This window comes from Bradyrhizobium sp. S69, assembly GCF_009766005.1.
Lineage (GTDB): Bacteria > Pseudomonadota > Alphaproteobacteria > Rhizobiales > Xanthobacteraceae > Bradyrhizobium.
This window is the reverse complement of sequence record NZ_LMUK01000060.1, coordinates 640,163-657,266: the sequence shown is the minus strand read 5'-3', so window position 1 is coordinate 657,266 and position 17,104 is coordinate 640,163. Positions and strand designations below refer to the sequence as shown.

General features: G+C 62.7%; 20 protein-coding genes. 14 read left to right on the top strand and 6 right to left on the bottom strand.

The genetic code is table 11. The annotated features are described in order from the left end of the window. Positions 1–361 (top strand): amidase family protein (locus tag GSQ88_RS34840; protein WP_246785202.1); only part of this gene is annotated, 361 nt, incomplete at its 5' end. A 250-nt stretch (positions 362–611) separates the two neighbouring features. Next, on the top strand, positions 612–1,457 hold the full coding sequence (locus GSQ88_RS34835) for a hypothetical protein (RefSeq protein ID WP_159012757.1): 846 nt from the start codon (positions 612–614) through the stop codon (positions 1,455–1,457). A 151-nt stretch (positions 1,458–1,608) separates the two neighbouring features. Here GSQ88_RS34835 and plsY read toward each other — a convergent pair whose 3' ends face one another. The 3 genes from plsY to GSQ88_RS34815 form a co-directional block, all read right to left on the bottom strand. Further along, positions 1,609–2,205 carry a glycerol-3-phosphate 1-O-acyltransferase PlsY gene (plsY, locus tag GSQ88_RS34830; protein ID WP_159012756.1) on the bottom strand — a complete coding sequence of 199 codons (597 nt, stop codon included), beginning with the start codon at positions 2,203–2,205 and terminating at the stop codon, positions 1,609–1,611. A gap of 134 nt (positions 2,206–2,339) precedes the next feature. Continuing rightward, a complete protein-coding gene (locus GSQ88_RS34820; protein WP_159012755.1) occupies positions 2,340–3,641 on the bottom strand; it encodes a dihydroorotase in 1,302 nt (433 codons plus the stop codon). Positions 3,642–3,645: 4 nt separating this feature from the next. Further along, positions 3,646–4,599 (bottom strand): aspartate carbamoyltransferase catalytic subunit, encoded by a 954-nt coding sequence (locus GSQ88_RS34815; RefSeq protein WP_159012754.1) that lies wholly within the window; start codon positions 4,597–4,599, stop codon positions 3,646–3,648. Positions 4,600–4,922: 323 nt separating this feature from the next. Between GSQ88_RS34815 and GSQ88_RS34805 the strand changes: the two genes are divergently transcribed. The 3 genes from GSQ88_RS34805 to GSQ88_RS35915 all read left to right on the top strand — a co-directional run bounded on the left by GSQ88_RS34805 (position 4,923) and on the right by GSQ88_RS35915 (position 8,202). Beyond that, on the top strand, positions 4,923–6,566 hold the full coding sequence (locus GSQ88_RS34805) for an isovaleryl-CoA dehydrogenase (RefSeq protein WP_159012753.1): 1,644 nt from the start codon (positions 4,923–4,925) through the stop codon (positions 6,564–6,566). Between the two features lie 36 nt (positions 6,567–6,602). Then, positions 6,603–7,376 carry a CPBP family intramembrane glutamic endopeptidase gene (locus GSQ88_RS34800; protein WP_159012752.1) on the top strand — a complete coding sequence of 258 codons (774 nt, stop codon included), beginning with the start codon at positions 6,603–6,605 and terminating at the stop codon, positions 7,374–7,376. A 61-nt stretch (positions 7,377–7,437) separates the two neighbouring features. After that, positions 7,438–8,202, top strand: a complete 765-nt coding sequence (locus tag GSQ88_RS35915) for a CPBP family intramembrane glutamic endopeptidase (RefSeq protein WP_246785201.1) — start codon at positions 7,438–7,440, stop codon at positions 8,200–8,202. Between the two features lie 45 nt (positions 8,203–8,247). Here GSQ88_RS35915 and ruvX read toward each other — a convergent pair whose 3' ends face one another. Next, positions 8,248–8,739, bottom strand: coding sequence for a Holliday junction resolvase RuvX (ruvX, locus tag GSQ88_RS34790; RefSeq protein ID WP_159012751.1), 492 nt, complete (start codon positions 8,737–8,739; stop codon positions 8,248–8,250). Between the two features lie 62 nt (positions 8,740–8,801). Between ruvX and GSQ88_RS34785 the strand changes: the two genes are divergently transcribed. Then, positions 8,802–9,017, top strand: coding sequence for a hypothetical protein (locus GSQ88_RS34785; protein ID WP_159012750.1), 216 nt, complete (start codon positions 8,802–8,804; stop codon positions 9,015–9,017). On the opposite strand, the gene GSQ88_RS34780 is transcribed toward GSQ88_RS34785, so the two are convergent. Then, positions 9,004–9,894 carry a LysR family transcriptional regulator gene (locus GSQ88_RS34780; RefSeq protein WP_159012749.1) on the bottom strand — a complete coding sequence of 297 codons (891 nt, stop codon included), beginning with the start codon at positions 9,892–9,894 and terminating at the stop codon, positions 9,004–9,006. The two genes, GSQ88_RS34785 and GSQ88_RS34780, sit on opposite strands and share 14 nt — an antisense overlap. Positions 9,895–9,972: 78 nt before the next feature. Between GSQ88_RS34780 and GSQ88_RS34775 the strand changes: the two genes are divergently transcribed. Next, entirely contained in the window at positions 9,973–10,980 is a 1,008-nt protein-coding gene (locus tag GSQ88_RS34775) for an NAD(P)H-dependent flavin oxidoreductase (protein WP_283810730.1), read from the top strand. Positions 10,981–11,012: 32 nt separating this feature from the next. Further along, complete coding sequence (locus tag GSQ88_RS34770) at positions 11,013–12,089, top strand: NAD(P)H-dependent flavin oxidoreductase (protein ID WP_159012747.1); 1,077 nt, start codon at positions 11,013–11,015, stop codon at positions 12,087–12,089. Between the two features lie 18 nt (positions 12,090–12,107). Here the strand turns inward: GSQ88_RS34770 and GSQ88_RS34765 are convergent, their stop codons facing one another. After that, entirely contained in the window at positions 12,108–12,272 is a 165-nt protein-coding gene (locus tag GSQ88_RS34765; RefSeq protein WP_159012746.1) for a hypothetical protein, read from the bottom strand. A gap of 356 nt (positions 12,273–12,628) precedes the next feature. Between GSQ88_RS34765 and gatC the strand changes: the two genes are divergently transcribed. From gatC to GSQ88_RS34735, 6 genes are all read left to right on the top strand, one after another. Continuing rightward, positions 12,629–12,916, top strand: a complete 288-nt coding sequence (gene gatC / locus GSQ88_RS34760) for an Asp-tRNA(Asn)/Glu-tRNA(Gln) amidotransferase subunit GatC (protein ID WP_159012745.1) — start codon at positions 12,629–12,631, stop codon at positions 12,914–12,916. A gap of 17 nt (positions 12,917–12,933) precedes the next feature. After that, positions 12,934–13,140: a hypothetical protein gene (locus tag GSQ88_RS34755; protein WP_159012744.1), complete on the top strand. Its 207-nt coding sequence runs from the start codon at positions 12,934–12,936 to the stop codon at positions 13,138–13,140. After that, entirely contained in the window at positions 13,137–14,609 is a 1,473-nt protein-coding gene (gatA, locus tag GSQ88_RS34750) for an Asp-tRNA(Asn)/Glu-tRNA(Gln) amidotransferase subunit GatA (RefSeq protein ID WP_159012743.1), read from the top strand. Before GSQ88_RS34755 ends, gatA begins: the two co-directional genes overlap by 4 nt. A gap of 7 nt (positions 14,610–14,616) precedes the next feature. Continuing rightward, positions 14,617–14,916, top strand: coding sequence for a hypothetical protein (locus GSQ88_RS34745; RefSeq protein WP_159012742.1), 300 nt, complete (start codon positions 14,617–14,619; stop codon positions 14,914–14,916). An 88-nt stretch (positions 14,917–15,004) separates the two neighbouring features. Next, positions 15,005–16,102 (top strand): sensor histidine kinase, encoded by a 1,098-nt coding sequence (locus tag GSQ88_RS34740; RefSeq protein WP_159012741.1) that lies wholly within the window; start codon positions 15,005–15,007, stop codon positions 16,100–16,102. A gap of 123 nt (positions 16,103–16,225) precedes the next feature. Further along, a complete protein-coding gene (locus GSQ88_RS34735; protein ID WP_159012740.1) occupies positions 16,226–17,068 on the top strand; it encodes an FkbM family methyltransferase in 843 nt (280 codons plus the stop codon). The last annotated feature ends 36 nt before the right edge of the window (positions 17,069–17,104 follow it).

Here is a 17,104-nt window from a genome sequence, read left to right as displayed (position 1 = left end):
CGACGCGATGGCGCCGCGGCTGCGCGGCAGGTTGGACAAGAGCAAAGGCACGACACCGGAGGCCTATGACGAGGCGATTCGAATCGCGAGCAAGGCCAGGCATGCACTGGCGGCGATATTCGACGACGTCGATGTGCTGCTGACGTTCTCGGCGCCGGGCGCCGCGCCAAAGGGATTGGGGTCGACCGGCGATGCCCGTTTCAACTCGCTGTGGACCCTGATGGGCGTGCCGTGCGTGAACGTTCCGACTTACATCGCCGAGGGCGGGTTGCCGGTCGGCGTGCAGGTGATCGCCCGATATGGCAACGACGCCGGCGCGCTGGCGGCGGCAAGGTTCGTGGAGCAGGCGCTGGCGCGGTGAACCAATTTTTGTCGTTCCGGGGCGCGAGTGAAACGAGCGAGTCCGGAATCCATAACGCCTGCAGGGTGTTTGAAATTATTGATAACACTCATACTTTAGCAGAGATTGTCCAAAAGCTCATTCTATGAGAGCTAAGGAAAATACTGGAAGCCGTTTAGCGAGCCAATAAGAAAAAATATCGAAGCCGTCGCCGAGCGTCACACCCACAGCACATCGGCTTTCAAATATGCCGTTTCGGCGGATAAGAGTAGTGGCACTTGTTGATGGGGCATACCGCGGGCTATTCTCCGTGTTAGAGAAGCCAAGCGGTGAACTCATCATCCCCATCACACATGGCGGTCGCTATAGTGACTGGTCAACGTTGGATTACGATTCCGCCCCTACGATTTTAGAAGAACGAATTTCGATTCACCTGAGTCCGAATAGCGACGAGTTTACAACGATAAAAAAGTCGACCGTTCTTGCCGATGGAAGGCGAATTACGGCGGTCGCACTGACGGACGCTGCCAAACGAAAAACAGGCTTTAGCAATATCTTCGTTCGTCGCTACGAAAACCTGAGCGGAGAGGGATACGCACCCATTGGTAAGGCCAAAGTAGGGGACCGCTTACTTGTCGTCCCTGAGCATGACCCCAAATTTGATACGATGTTCAGCGGCTTGTATTTGGGTCATCCCGATGTCGAGTTCAAGGTCGCCAACAAAGACCCAATGCTTCACATTGAGGCGATAAGGTTCCGCAATTTCCAACTGGTGGTAATGTTTTCGTTGCAGCCCTTTCGTTCGCATTACACGACACACGTCGGGAGCAATGTTACATCTAATCCAAAGTCAGGTTCTGAAAGCAGGAGAGTACTCTTAGACGCTTTGATGCGCGGGAAGTCTGCTCAGATTTGCGTGGCGCAGTACCATATTGCCGTTTGGGCAATGTCGCGGCTTGTTCTGCGTATCGAATTAAAAGAAGCAACCAACCCTGAGGCAATCAAATTCTTCAAGAAATGTCTCAGACAAATACCCAAGTCGGTCACTCGGACTAGGCGGAGCAAAAGCAGGCCATCGACAACGTTCTTATACCCGCCCATCACTGAATTCGACTAGCAAGAACTGCTGGTCGCTTCTGTGCCAACCTCTTGGCGCGGACGAATGATCGGCCCCGCCGAGCGCGGAAGTTTCGCGCGAACAATTTCATGGCGCCGCGTGCGCACGTTTATTTTCACCGGGCAACCCCGAAAGGCTGCGGCTTTAACGCTTAGCCCTTCTGCCCGATCTTGCTTTCGGTCCCCGCCAGCAGCCGCTTGATGTTTTCGCGATGCACGAAGAACACCAGCAAGGTCAGCACGGCGAACAGCGCGGCGAGGGCGAGTTGGCCGAACCACCACAGCAGGATGGGCGTCACCAGGCTCGCGATCAGCGCCGATAGCGAGGAGTAGCGGGTGATCACGGCAACCGCGAGCCAGATCAGGCAAAACACCAACGCGGCGGGCCATAACAGCCCGAGCAGAACGCCGATATAGACCGCGACGCCTTTGCCGCCTCGAAACTTGAGCCACACCGGGAAGAGATGGCCGAGAAACGCGCCGAGTGCTGCCAGCATTGCGGCGTCAGGCCCGCCGAAATAGCCCGCTATGATGACCGCGATGGTGCCCTTGAGCATGTCGCCGATCAATGTCGCGGCGGCGAGGTCCTTGCGTCCGGTGCGCAGCACGTTGGTGGTGCCGATGCTGCCGGAGCCGATCGAGCGGAGATCCTGCGTGCCCGCCAATCTCGTGAGCACCAGACCGAACGGGATCGAGCCGAGGAGATAGCCGATCACGAAGGCTACGATGAGGAACATGTCAGCAGACATCGAAATTGCTCCTTGCGCCCGCTTCGCAAGCTCTAGAGCCTTTTCCGTTCCGACGGAATCGGAACGGGGCTCTGGTCTTTTGTTTTGACGCGTTTTCTTGACGCGAACCGGTAACCACTTCGCTCGAAAACGCTCTAGACATGCTCGTAGACCGTCCGTCCGCCGACGATGGTTCGCACGACGCGGCCGGAAAACCGCGCTTCGTCGAACGGCGTGTTCTTGCATTGCGATTTGAGATCGGCGGGATCGAGCACCCAGGGTATGTCCGCATCGATCACGATGATGTCGGCGGGCGAGCCCGCGCGCAGCGATCCACCCGGCAGTCCCAACAACTCGGCCGGGCGCGTCGACATCGCCCGTATCAGCGTCTTGAAATCCATCTCGCCGTTGTGGATCAGCCGTAGCGCCGCCGGCAGCATGGTTTCGAGGCCGATCGCGCCAGCGGCTGCTTCGGCAAAGGGCAGGCGCTTGACTTCGACGTCCTGCGGATTGTGATCGGACATCAGCACGTCGATCAGGCCGGAGGCGACCGCGCTGACCAGCGCCCGGCGATCGTCCTCGGTACGCAGCGGCGGCGACAGTTTCAAGAATGTCCGGTAGGGGCCGATGTCGTTCTCGTTCAGCGTCACATGGTTGATCGAGACCGAGGCGCTGACGTCGAGCCCGGCGTCGCGGGCGCGCTTGAGGATTTCCAGCGATTCCATCGAGCTCAGCGACGCCGCGTGGTAACGTCCGCCGGTCAGCGCGACCAGGCGCATGTCGCGCTCCAGCATCACGGCTTCGGCCGCGTTGGGAATGCCCGTCAGTCCGAGCCGGGCGGCGAATTCGCCCTCGTTCATGACGCCTTCCCCGACCAGATCGGGATCTTCGGTGTGATGCACGATCAGCGCGTCGAAATCGCGCGCGTAGGTCAGCGCTCGCCGCATCACCATGGCATTGGTGATGCTCTTGTCGCCGTCGGTGAAGGCCACGGCGCCGGCGGCCTTCAACAGGCCGATCTCGGTCATCTCCTCGCCGCGCATGCCTTTTGTCAGGGCTGCCATCGGGTGGATATTGACGATCGCAGTGTCGCGGGCGCGGCGCAGCACGAAGTCCACCGTCGCCGAATTGTCGATCACCGGTGAGGTATCGGGCTGGCAGATGATGGTGGTGATGCCGCCGGTCGCCGCGGCCTGGCTCGCGGAAGCAAAGGTTTCGCGGTGGCTGGCGCCGGGCTCGCCGACAAAGGCGCGCATATCGACCAGGCCGGGGGCGACGATCTTACCGGCACAATTGATGATGTCGGTGCCTTCGGGGACGCCGGCGGCGCCGATGCCGCGCCTTGAATCGCGGATCACGCCATCGGCGATCAGGACGTCGCCGGGGCCGTCGAAATCGCGCGAGGGATCGACGATTCGAGCGTTGGCGAGCAGGATCGGGCGGCGATCGGTCAGCATGATGTCACGCGTTCGGCAGGTTGCGGGCCAGTGCTTCGAGCACCGCCATCCGCACCGCCACTCCCATTTCCACCTGTTCGCGGATCAGCGATTGGGCGCCGTCGGCTACGATCGAGTCGATCTCGACGCCGCGGTTCATCGGCCCCGGATGCATCACCAGCGCATCCGGCTTGGCGTAAGCGAGCTTCTTCTGGTCGAGGCCGAAATAGTGAAAATATTCCTGGCTCGACGGCACGAACGAGCCGTTCATGCGCTCGCGCTGCAACCGCAGCATCATCACGATGTCGGCGCCGTTCAACCCCTCGCGCATGTCGCGGGCGACTTCGACGCCCATCCGCTCGATGCCACGTGGCAAGAGCGTGGAGGGCGCGACCACACGAACCCGGGCGCCCATGGTGTTGAGCAGGAGGATGTTGGAGCGCGCCACCCGCGAATGCATCACATCGCCGCAGATAGCGATCACCAGGCCCTCGAGCCGGCCCTTGTTGCGGCGGATGGTGAGCGCATCGAGCAGCGCCTGGGTCGGATGTTCGTGCGCGCCGTCGCCGGCATTGATCACGGAGCCGTCAACCTTGCGCGCCAGCAGTTCCACCGCGCCGGAGGCATGGTGCCGCACCACCAGGATGTCCGGGTGCATGGCGTTCAGTGTCACGGCCGTATCCATCAAGGTCTCGCCCTTGCGGATCGAGGACTGCGACACCGACATGTTCATGACGTCGGCGCCGAGCCGCTTGCCGGCCAGTTCGAACGAGGATTGGGTGCGGGTCGAGGCCTCGAAAAACAGGTTGACCTGGGTGCGGCCGCGCAGACTGGTGCGCTTCTTGTCGACCTGCCGGTTGAGCTCGACATATTCCTCGGAAAGGTCGAGCAGGCCGGTGATGTCGGCAGCGGAAAGGCCCTCGATTCCCAGCAGATGCCGGTGACCGAGGACGAAGGTCGATTTCGATGCAGGGGTCATTAAAACGAGAGCTATAGGGACGGATGCGGGGCGGGGCAAGGCCCAAACGGGACCAGGGGAGTTATCCCCTGAGATGTCGCCGACACGGTAAATCTGGGCGCCGCAAAGTCGCCATAGCTCGGCAGCATCGATCACGCCGGCGCGATCCGTTGGCGGTCGCGATGACCCGGCAAAGCTTGTGAACAAGGCTTGTGAGCAAGGCTTTGTGAACTATCCGAAGGCGTGCTGGCATTTTTCGCTGCCGGGCGCGGGCGGGGAGGCCTATGATTTCGCTACTCAACCGCGCCGCCATTGATTCCTGACAATCCCGTGAGGGACGGCCCATGACCCAGCCTTCATTCGCGACCCCTGAGGTCTTCAACCAGTCGCCGCCGTTCGAAGGCGTCGATCTGTTCACACTGGACCGGCCGCTCCAGGCGGCTGTCGCGGCCAACGGCGGAGCCTCGGCCGCGCAGGAACTAGCCGAATTCGGCAGGCATTGGGGCTCCGCCGCGATGGCCGAGCGCGGCCGTCTGGCCAATGAGAACACGCCAAAACTGCGGACCTTCGATGCGCGTGGCAACCGGCGCGATCAGATCGAGTTCCATCCGGCCTATCACGAGTTGATGGCGCGCAGCGCCCATGCGGGAATTCACAATTCGACCTGGACCGCGCAAGGAAAACCCGCCGGCGGGGCTTCCGAAGTGGTGCGCGCGGCAAAATTTTATATGGCAGCCCAAGTCGAGACCGGGCATCTCTGTCCCATCACGATGACACGGGCGTCGGTCGCGGCGATGGGGTCGCAACCCGATCTGTTGGCGAAGCTGATGCCAGTGATCGCAACCGATGCCTATGACCCCAGTTTCGCGCCGTGGTGGACCAAGCGCGGCATGACGCTCGGCATGGGAATGACCGAGAAGCAGGGCGGCACCGATGTGCGCGCCAACATGACGCGCGCGGAGCGCGACGGCGGGGCTTACCGTATTACCGGCCATAAATGGTTCATGTCGGCGCCGATGTGTGACGCGTTCCTGGTGCTGGCGCAGGCCGATGCGGGCCTCAGCTGTTTTTTCATGCCGCGCTTCAAGCCGGACGGCTCGGTCAACGCGGTCCATTTCCAGCGGCTCAAGGACAAACTCGGCAACCGCTCCAACGCGTCCTCCGAGGTCGAATTCGAGAACGCCTACGCATCACCGGTCGGCGAGGAGGGCAAAGGCATCCGCACCATCATCCAGATGGTGCAACTGACCCGGCAGGATTGCGCGATTGCCTCGGCCGGGTTGATGCGCTCGGGACTGGCGCATGCGCTGCATCACGCCCGTCACCGCAGCGTATTTCAAAAACATCTCGCCGATCAGCCGCTGATGCAGGCGGTGCTGTCCGACATGGCGCTGCATGTCGAGGCGTCGATCGCGCTGGTGATGCGGCTCTGTCGCGCGTTCGACCGCGCGCCCGACGATGCCGGCGAGGCGGCGTATATGCGGCTTTTGACACCCGCGATCAAATATTGGGTGTGCAAGAACGCGCCGGGATTTCTGTATGAGGCGATGGAGTGCCTCGGCGGCAACGGCTATGTCGAGGAGGGCATTCTGGCGCGTCACTATCGTGAGGCGCCCGTCAATGCGATCTGGGAAGGCTCCGGCAATGTGATGTGTCTCGACGTGCTCAGGGCCTTGTCGCGCGAGGCCGACGCGGCGATGGCGGTGTTGCAGGCGTTGACTCAGGAGACCAAGGGATTGTCCGGCGCCGCTGATACGGTTTCGTTCATCGGCAAGACATTCCGCCGGCCCGATGGCGAGCGCGTGGCGCGGCTCGCGGTCGAGCGACTGGCGCTGCTGGCGGCTGCGGCGGCCTTGAATGCCGTGTCGCCGCATCACGCCGAACTGTTCGCGCGGACGCGGTTGGCTGCACCCCACGCCGGCATGTACGGCGCAGTCGATCTCGCCCATGACGATATCCAAAGCCTGCTGGTGCGGGCCCTACCTTGAAGCCTTGCCTTGAAGCCTTGCCTTGAAAGCCAGTTGATGGATTCCCTCGATCCCGAAAGTCTTCCACCCGTCACCGTCACGCCTGTCCAGCGCCCGCCGCGGATCTGGAAGTTCTGGGGCACCGCGCTGTGGGGCCTTTTCATCTTTGCCGCGATGTTTGTCGGCCAGCTCGCGGTGGTGGGCTGGTTTCTGCTGCGGCAGGAGGGGCCGCTCGACATGGCGGCGGCGGTGCATGTGCTCGGCGGCGGCCTGACGATCTCGCTGTCGGTGATCACGGGTCTGCCCGCCGTGGTTGCCGCGGTGTGGGTGCCGGTGCGGCTGTCACGGACGCCGTTTGCGGATTATCTCGCGCTGCGCTGGACCAGTTGGCAAAACGTTCTGATCGGTATCGTCGCCATGGTCGTCGTGGTGATGGGCTGGGATATGGTGTCGCGCGCGACCGGGCGCGAAGTCACGCCGGGATTCATGGGCGACGTGCTGCAATCGGCGCGGGCCGATGGCGCTCTGTGGCTATTGGTGCTCGCATTCGCCGTCGCAGCGCCGGTCACCGAAGAATTTTTCGCGCGCGGCTTTCTCTATCGCGGCTGGTCGGAAAGCTTTCTGCGCGTCCCCGGCGCGATCCTGCTGTCGTCGCTGGTGTGGACCTCGCTGCATCTGCAATATGACTGGTTCTTTCTCGGCGAGGTATTTTCGATCGGCCTCGTGCTCGGCTATGTCCGCTATCGCAGCCAATCGATCTGGCTGACGGTGCTGCTGCACGGCCTCAACAATCTGGCCGCCTGCGTGCAGACGATGTGGCTGGTGGGATAGGCCTTCGTGTGGCAGGTAGAAGTATTGGGATTTTCTTCTGCAAGTTGTCACGAAAGTCGGTATGTCGAACGTCAAAAAGGCAGGTCCTCGAGTCCCGGTCTCGTCGTCACCACTCCGTACCTGGGACTTTTTCGAAACCACTCTTGTCGCGTTGATTGCCTATGGCGTACTCACCGAGACGGGCTGGTACGCCGCGATTTTCGCATTCAAAGCGTATGGCAGTTTCGAGGCTTATTCTCCGGCAGAACTGCGGGCGGCTTGGCTTAGGCTCCACGGAACCTGGCAAGGCGCCGGCTCTATTGTAGCTGTGCTGCCGACGATCGCCGTCCTGTGGGTTGCTATCCGAATGGCCGGCAGAGGGTTCGTGGAATATTTGGCGTTAAATTGGCCAACGCCGCGCGAAACGGCAGTCGCGTTCGGCGTCATGTCCATCGTCATGGTGGGCGAAAGCCTTCTCGGATATCTTGTCGGTGCCAAATCGGGCGTGACCCATTCGCATCTTGCCGTTCTTGGGCCAAGTGGCTTGATGATCATGTTGATAGGTAGCTGCATTGCAGCGCCGGTCGCTGAAGAGTTTTTGGTTCGCGGCTTCATGTTTCGCGGTTGGTCACAGTCATTTCCAGGGGCGACCGGAGCCATTGTGCTGACATCCGCAGCGTGGGCGATGAATCACACCCAGTATGATTGGTTCTTGCAATTGAAGATATTCGGAGAGGGTGTTGTGCTCGCCTATTTTCGCTGGCGTACCGCTTCGACTTGGCTGACAATCATGATTCATTCAGCCATTAATACTTTTGTATTTCTTCCGATAGGATCCTACGTTTAAGGCGAAGCCGCCGCGAGGCGATGGCAACCGGTATCGCAATTCTTCTCAGCGGTCGCCGCCGGCATTGCGCAGGGTCGCCAGCCGGTCGAGCGCGCCTTGCAGGATGAAGATCGCAGCGTGTTCGTCGATCACCTCCTTGCGGCGGGCGCGGCTCATGTCCATGCCGATCAGCTCGCGCTCCACGGCGACGGTGGAGAGCCGCTCGTCCCATAGTGCGATCGCGAGTGCTGTGAGTTGCGAGAAATTGCGGGCAAAGGCGCGGGTCGATTGCGCGCGCGGGCCTTCGCTGGCATCCATGTTGATGGGCAGGCCCAGTACAAAGCCGACCACGTTGCGTTCGGTCGCGATGGCCAGCAGACGGGCCGCGTCGGCTTTAAAAGCCTTGCGCTGGATGGTCTCGACGCCGGTCGCGAGTTTGCGGTCGGGATCGGACACCGCAACCCCGATGGTCTTGGTGCCGAGATCGAGCCCGACCAGCGCCCCGCGTTCAGGCCAGTGCGGCACGGCGTCGATCAGCGGTAAGATGAGGGCAGGCATCGCTCCGCATAGCACGCGGCCGGCAATGCGTGCAAAGTGCAAGAAAAAGCGGATGGATGACGATGGATCGGCTGACCTTATTCGGACTGTTCGCGGTCACCGCGATGCTGGTGTGCTACGCGCTGGAGGATCGCAGCCGCTGGTTCGTGCTCGGCTTTGCGGTCGCCTGCGCGCTGGGCTCGGTCTATGGATTCCTGCAAGGCGCCTGGCCGTTCGGGCTGGTCGAGGCGATCTGGTCTGTGGTCGCGCTGCGGCGGTGGAGTGTCAGGCGGCAATGACCTGATCGTTCTTGTTCAGGCAGCCCACAAAACCTTCCAGCGCACTGTAAAGATGCGCGCTGCGGCGCTGGATGAAGAGCGTATCCACCCGCGACTGCGCAGGGCTCAGCGTGTGCAGCGTGATGCTTTCACTTAAATCGCTGCGCGCCACGACGGCGCGGGGCAACAGCGTCACCCCCATGTCGGCGGCGACGCAGCCGATCATGCCGTCCAGTGTGCCCAATTCGAACCGGGTCGCGGACGGCCAGCCGAATTCCGAAAACAATTGTTCGAGCCGTTGCCGGTAGGTGCAGCCGGTACGGAACACCAGCGCGGTCGGACCGGATTGCGGCGTGCCGGCGCGCAGCGCGGCGAGGCTGCTCCAGCGCCGCGCCGTGACCAGCACCAGTTCTTCCCTGAACGCGATGACGGATGTGAGTTCGGCGTGATCGATCGGACCGGCGACGAAGGCGCCATCGAGCGAACCATCGAGCACGGCGGCCACCAGATCCGCGGTCGGGGCGGTGCGCAGGCTTAGTCGCACCGCCGGAAAACGCCGGTGGAAGTCCGCCAGCAGTGACGGCAGGCGAACCGCCGCTGTGGTTTCCATCGAGCCGATCGCCAGCGGCCCTTTCGGCTCGCCATCGTCACGCGCCGCCAGCACCGCTTCGCGCGACAACGCGGCCATTCTCTCGGCGTAAGGCAACAGCCGGCGGCCGGCGCCGGTCAGCGTCATGCCGCGGCTGTGCCGCTCGAACAGAGCGGTGCCGATTTCAGCCTCCAGCGCCTTGATCCGCTGGGTGACGTTGGACTGCACGGTGTTAAGCTCGTCGGCGGCGCGGGTGATGCCGCCGGTGCGCGCGACCGCCGAAAAAGTCACGAGGTCTGTCAGCTCCATAGCCGTTCCGTTTCATTTTAGAGATGGCAGAGTTCTCTAGTATTCATTTTTCGAGAATGGTAAATCGGCCTAGGGTCGCTGTCCAGACCGGAGCCCAAGGATATGCCGATCGAGACCTCATTGACTGCGCTGCTTGGCGTCAAACATCCGATCCTGTCGGCGCCGATGGATACCATTGCCGGCGCACGTCTTGCCGCGGCGGTCAGCGCCGCCGGAGGCTTCGGGATTTTGGGCGGCGGCTACGGCGACAAGGCATGGCTCGAACGGGAGACCGCGAAGCTCGCGGCCGCATCGGTGCCGTTCGGCATCGGCTTCATCACCTGGAGTCTCGCCAAAAAGCCCGAACTGCTGGACATCGCGCTCGGCGCCAAGCCGCGCGCGGTCATGCTGTCGTTCGGCGATCCCAAGCCGTTCGCGCCGCATATCAAATCCGCCGGCGCGCGGTTGATCTGTCAGGTTCAAACCGAGGACATGGCGCGGCAGGCGCTGGATGCGGGCGCCGACATCCTGATCGCGCAGGGCACCGAGGCCGGCGGCCACGGCGCCTCGCGCACCACGATCGACATTGTGCCGGCGATCGTCGATCTCGCGGCCGGCCGTGTGCCGGTCGTGGCGGCAGGCGGCATTGCCGACGGACGCGGGCTCGCCGCCATGTTGATGCTGGGCGCTTCCGGCGTGCTGCTCGGCACGCGCTTTTATGCGAGCCAGGAATGCGAGGGGACAGAAGAAGCCAAAAAGCTGATTTGCGACGCGAGCAGCGGCTCGACGACGCGCGGTGTAATCTTCGACCTGTCACGCAACATCATCTGGCCTGGGCCGTTTACCGGGCGCTCCCTGGTCAATGACCATGCGCGGCGCTGGATGGGCCGAGAGATCGAACTCCTGCAAAATATGCCGGCGGTTGCCGTCGAGTATGCGGCGGCCAGAGAGGCCCGCAATTTCGACATTGCGGTCGTCTTTGCCGGCGAGGCTGTGGGGCTGATCCACGACATTCCTCCGGCGGCCGAGATCGTTGAACGGATCGCCAGCGAGGCCGAAGGGATATTGCTTGGACGGCGCAACTCCTCCGCATCGTTACAGGCCTGATTCACTCTTCAATTCACGGAAGCGAGCAAACCATGTGGCCGGATCGCCGAATTATCGAGCTCTTCAAGACCGAGTTTCCGATCGTGCTGGCGCCGATGGCCGGCGTGATGGACGCCGAATTGGTGATCGCAGCAGCCCAGGGCGGCGCGCTGGGATCGTTGCCGTGTGCGATGATCTCGGCGGAAAAGGCCCGCGAACAGATCAACATTATCCGGCAGCGCGTGTCGGCGCCGGTCAACATGAACTTCTTCTGCCACCGACCGGTCGATGCCGATCCGGCGCGCGAAGCCGGATGGAAGAGGCACCTTTCGGGCTATCACGCGGAATTGGGACTCGATCCGGCGGCGCCGGTCAATGCCGCCAACCGCGCGCCGTTCGACGCTGCGATGTGCGAGACGGTCGAGGAATTGAAACCGGAAGTCGTCAGCTTCCATTTCGGACTGCCGGATCAGGCGCTGCTCCGCCGCGTCAAGGCAGCGGGCTGCCTGGTGATGGGCTCCGCGACGATCGTGAAAGAGGCGATATGGTTGGAGGAGAACGGCGCCGACATCATTATCGCGCAAGGCGCGGAGGCCGGTGGCCATCGCGGCATGTTCCTGACCGAAAACATCAGCGAGCAACCCGGCACCTTCGCGCTGGTGCCACAGGTGGTCGATGCGGTGAAGGTTCCGGTGATCGCGGCCGGCGGTATCGCGGACGGGCGAGGGATCGCCGCGGCGTTCGCGCTGGGCGCGGCCGGCGTGCAGATCGGCACCGCCTATCTACGGTGCCCGGAATCCAAGGTGATCGCGCCGGCACGCGTCGCACTGGCGCAGGCCGGCGACGATTCCACCGTCATCACCAATGTCATGACCGGACGTGCCGCGCGCGGCGTCGCCAACCGCGTGATGCGTGAACTCGGTCCGATTTCGCCGCACGCGCCGGCGTTTCCGCATGCCGCGACCGCGCTTGGGCCTCTGAAGGTGGCCGCCGAAAAGCTCGGCAAGGTCGATTTCACCAACCTGTGGGCCGGGCAGGCTGTCCGGATGGGTCGGGAAATGCCCGCAGCTGAGCTGACACGGGCGCTTGCCGGTGCCGCGCTGGCGCGGATGAGCGCGCTCAGCCGATAAATCTGGGGTCGGCGCGGTTCAGTGGGCCGGTTCGTCGCGGTGGACGTTTAAATGCTCAACCGCGAGGGACCGGTAGTGCGCGGCCATCTCGCGGTAATGTTGCCTTGAGATCGGATCGCTCGCGCTTTCGGCCCGGCGTTCGAACATTTCGGCCTTTTCCTGCAGTACTTTTGCGTCAGCCATGAATCCTGTCCTTGTTTCTCAGGCCAGGCAGGCGACGTAGAAGATCGCGGCGCCGAGCACGGTGCCGATCGACCAGAGCGCGAGGTCCCAGCCTTCCGACCGGGTGCTGTCTTCGCTCGTCCACATGAGGCGCCTCCAAATTCTTTGGTGCAGGACGAATAGAGCCCCCAACTGTTTCAGGACGACTACGCCGGGGGAGCAAAATGGTTTCGTCGAGGGGGCAGCACTGTCGAAATCGTGTACAGAAGTGGCTGCTTGGGTGCCCGAACCCGGGGCGACCTCGTTCCGGCGGTTGCGGCGCAAAAGGCCACTCTGCTATACGGCGGGCTGAATTCCGCCGTTTGGGACCCCATATCATGTCCGTCGATGCCGCCACCGTCCGCCGTATCGCGCATCTGGCGCGGATCGCGGTCACCGAAGCCGAGGTTCCTCACCTTCAGGGCGAACTGAATGCGATGCTGGCGTTCGTCGAGCAGCTGAGCGAAGTCGATGTCGAGGGGGTCGATCCCATGACGTCGGTGACGCCGATGGAAATGAAGAAGCGCCCCGACGTGGTCAATGATGGCGAGATCGCGGATGCGGTGGTCGCCAACGCGCCGGAGACCCAGGATCACTTCTTCCTGGTGCCGAAAGTCGTGGAATAATTTAGGGCGAGATTCCGATGTGCATGCTCTGCGACGACGAAAAGGCCTATCAGGCTTACATGAATTACCTCGACGAGATGGAGCGGCAGGGCAAGCCGGCGGATCCCGACAAGGCGATGGACGCCGTGCTCGACCAGCTCGAGGCCGCCGACAAAGCGCGTCGTGACGATCCCGCCAACGACAAGACGCTGTCTCCGTTCTTCTGCAGCCCGGTTGATAAATGACCGATTTGACATCGCTGACGATCGCCGAGGCTAGAACTGGCCTCGCGGGCAAATCCTTTACCGCGCTTGAACTGACCGACGCGCACCTAAGTGCGATCGAGGCTGCGCGCGTCCTGAACGCCTTCGTGCTGGAGACGCCGGATCACGCCCGCCGCATGGCGCGGCAGGCCGATGCCAAGATCGCCAAGGGCGAGGGCGGTCCGCTCGCGGGTATTCCGCTCGGCATCAAGGACCTGTTCGCGACCACGGACGTGCGCACCACGGCGTGCTCGAGAATCCTCGGCAATTTCGTGCCGCCTTACGAATCGACGGTGACCTCGCAGCTTTGGCGCGACGGCGCGGTGATGCTCGGCAAGCTCAATAATGATGAGTTCGCGATGGGCTCGTCGAACGAAACCTCGTGCTTCGGCCCGGTAGTCAATCCGTGGCGGCGCGACGGCTCCGATACCAGGCTGGTGCCGGGCGGTTCGTCCGGCGGCTCGGCGTCGGCGGTAGCGGCGCTGTTGTGCATGGGCGCGACCGCGACCGACACCGGCGGCTCGATCCGCCAGCCCGCGGCGTTCACCGGAACGGTCGGCATCAAGCCAACCTACGGGCGCTGCTCGCGCTGGGGCACCGTCGCCTTCGCATCCTCGCTCGATCAGGCCGGCCCGATCGCGCGCAGCGTGCGCGATGCCGCGATCCTGACGCGCTCGATGGCCGGTCACGACCCCAAGGACACGACATCGGTCAACCGCGCGGTGCCGGATTACGAGAAAGCGATCGGTACGTCGATCAAGGGCATGAAGATCGGCATTCCCAAGGAGTATCGCCTCGACGGCATGCCAGCGGAAATCGAAAAACTGTGGACCGAGGGCGCCGACTGGCTGAAGGCGGCCGGCGCCGAACTGGTCGAGGTGTCGCTGCCGCACACCACATATGCCTTGCCGGCCTATTACATCGTGGCGCCTGCGGAAGCCTCCTCCAACCTCGCGCGCTATGACGGCGTGCGTTACGGCTTGCGCGTGCCGGGCCGTTCGATCGGCGAGATGTACGAAAATACCCGTGCCGAAGGCTTTGGCGCGGAAGTGCGTCGTCGCGTCATGATCGGTACCTATGTGCTCTCGGCCGGCTATTACGACGCGTATTATCTGCGCGCGCAGAAAGTCCGCACCCTGATCAAGAAGGATTTCGAGGACTGCTTTGCCAAGGGTGTCAACGCGATCCTGACGCCGGCGACGCCATCGGCGGCGTTCGGCATCGGAGAGAAGGGCGCCGATCCCATCGAGATGTATCTCAACGACATCTTCACGGTGCCGGTGAACATGGCGGGATTGCCGGGCATCGCGGTTCCCGCCGGCAAGGACGTGCAGGGCTTGCCGCTCGGCCTGCAACTGATCGGCCGGCCGTTCGATGAAGAGACCTTGTTCTCGCTTGGCGAGGTGATCGAGCAGGCGGCGGGACGGTTTACGCCCAACAAATGGTGGTGAGGCGGTGATGAGCCCGGCGGATTTCAGGACCAGTCTGTCGGGTGCGGCTCCCGCATCGGACCTCGACGCGCCGCTCGCCGGCCTGTGGTGGGCCGCTAGAGGCAATTGGGACCAGGCCCACAAGATCGTGCAGGACGAATCGAGCGCCGACGCCGCCTGGGTTCATGCCTATCTGCATCGCGTCGAGGGCGATCTTGGCAATGCCGGCTATTGGTACCGGCAGGCGGGGCGGCCGGTCGCGACGGACTCGCTGGAGAGCGAATGGGAGCAGATCGTCGCGGCGCTGCTCGGGAGCGCACAAGCCTGAGCGTGAAGTTCCATTGGGCGCGTGCGGCTTTTGGGTTTGCGTTTCCTGGCGGGCTTGGTCATGGTTCGTTCATGAGCATGGTGCGCGTATGAGCGCTGACGATGGCGTCCCGCCTTCCCAGCAAATCGACCAGATTTTGGGTTCCTCGAAGCTCGCTTCGGCGCTCGAGAACGACCGCTACAAGCATTTGCTCGATCATGTTCCGGTCGCGGTCGCGATATCGCGCGGCACCGGCGATCAACAGCACATTGTCTACATCAACAAGGCTTTTGAACATCTGATGATGCTCGCGCCCACCGATGTGGAGGGGCAGAGCTGGACCAGCCTGGACGGCTTTGCGCTTGAGGACAGCGCGAGCACGACGCTGGGCGAGGCCATCAGGGACGGGGAAGATTTTATCGGCGTGTTCCGCCCCTCCGTGCCGCTCGACCGGCTGGTGATCGTGCAGGCCTATGCGTCGGTGATCGAAAGCGACAACGGGGTCGAGAATTTCCGGATCGCGGCGCTGGTCGATGTCGGCGGCCGCGAGCGGGCGCAAATCGAGCAATTCGAGAGCCAAATCCGCGATCGCGACATGCTGATGCGCGAACTTCAGCACCGGGTGAAGAACAACCTGCAACTCATTACGGCCTTGATCCGCCTGGAGGCGCGATCGGCCAAGGAAGGCGAGACGGTGGCGCTGGCCCGGCTTGCGAGCCGGATCGACGCGCTGACCGTGCTCTACCGCACCCTTTCGACCGAGGACGCCCCGGCCGAAATCGATCTCGGCCAGTATCTGTCCGATATCGCCAGCTCCGTGATGCAGGTCAGTGCGGCAGACAACATCAAGATCGACATCGAGACCGGCTATTGCCCGCTCTCGATCAACGTCGCGATGCCGGCAGGCCTGCTGGTCAACGAGATGCTGACCAACGCGCTGAAATATGCGTTTGTCGGCCGCAGCGGCGGCCAGTTGAAATTGATCTGCCGGCAGGAAAGCGGCCGCGTCACCATCATCGTATCCGATGACGGCGTCGGCCTCGACGAACATCAGCAATGGCCGTCACCCCGCAAACTCGGCGCCTTGATCCTGCAAACGCTGAAGGAAAATGCCGGCAATGTCGTATTCCGCGCCGAAACCATCCGCGGGCAGGGCACCTGGTTCACATTGATGCTCGATGCCGCGCCGGCCGCGATACCGAACTAAGCCGGTGACGTATGGCGGAGCTTTGCCGACCCCGACGCGCAAGCCTTTGATTCCGCGAGGCCCGTCCGTTATCCTGTCGATGTGTGGGGTAATTTGGGGAGAAGCGCGCGTGGGTGATCTGGCATGATGGGCAAGGCCACCGCCGGGGATTTTCTCGGCCGCTTTCGCGAGGTCATTTCCGATCCCCTGAACCTGTTGATTGAGCGTGTACCGGCGGCCGGCTTTGTCGATGGCGATCTCGTCTATCTCCACAACGGATTGCGCGTGCCAGTCGCGGGACCCGGCGCCTATTTCGGTCAGTTCAGCGAATTGCTGGTGCTCAACCGTGGCGTCCATGAGCCGCTGGAAGAGTATGTCTTCCAGCAGGTCCTCAAGCGCTTGCCCGATAGCCCCTCGATGATCGAACTCGGCGCGTATTGGGCCCATTATTCCATGTGGTTCAAGAAGCAACGGCCCAGGGGCAGCGTCATTCTGGTCGAGCCGGACGCGGAATGCCTGAAGGTCGGTCAGGACAATTTCGCGCGTAACGGCTTCCAGGGGGAATTCATCCAGGCGTTCGTAGGCGCCGGCAAATTCGAGATCGACGCCTTTTTCAGGAACCGCAAGATCAGGCAGCTCGACATTCTGCACGCCGACATCCAGGGCTTCGAGACCGAGATGCTGCAGGGGGCCCAGGACGTGCTGGCCAAACACCGCGTCCACTATCTTTTCATTTCGACCCATTCGCAGGCGATCCACGGCGTGATCGTAGGCCAGCTTAACCAGCTCGGATATCGCGTCGAGGTTTCCTGCGACGTCGATGTCCAGACCACGTCGTTCGATGGCTTGGTGTTCGCGTCCGCGCCCGAAGTCGCTCCTGTGTTCGGCGATATCCGCGTTCTCGGCCGCGAGGAGATCGCGCAATCTCGTCCGGAGGATGTCCTGAAGTCGTTGGTCGTACTTCACGGCGCCACGCCGGCCGGTTGAACGAAGTGATCGCGGCGACCCGCCCGCGGACCGCGA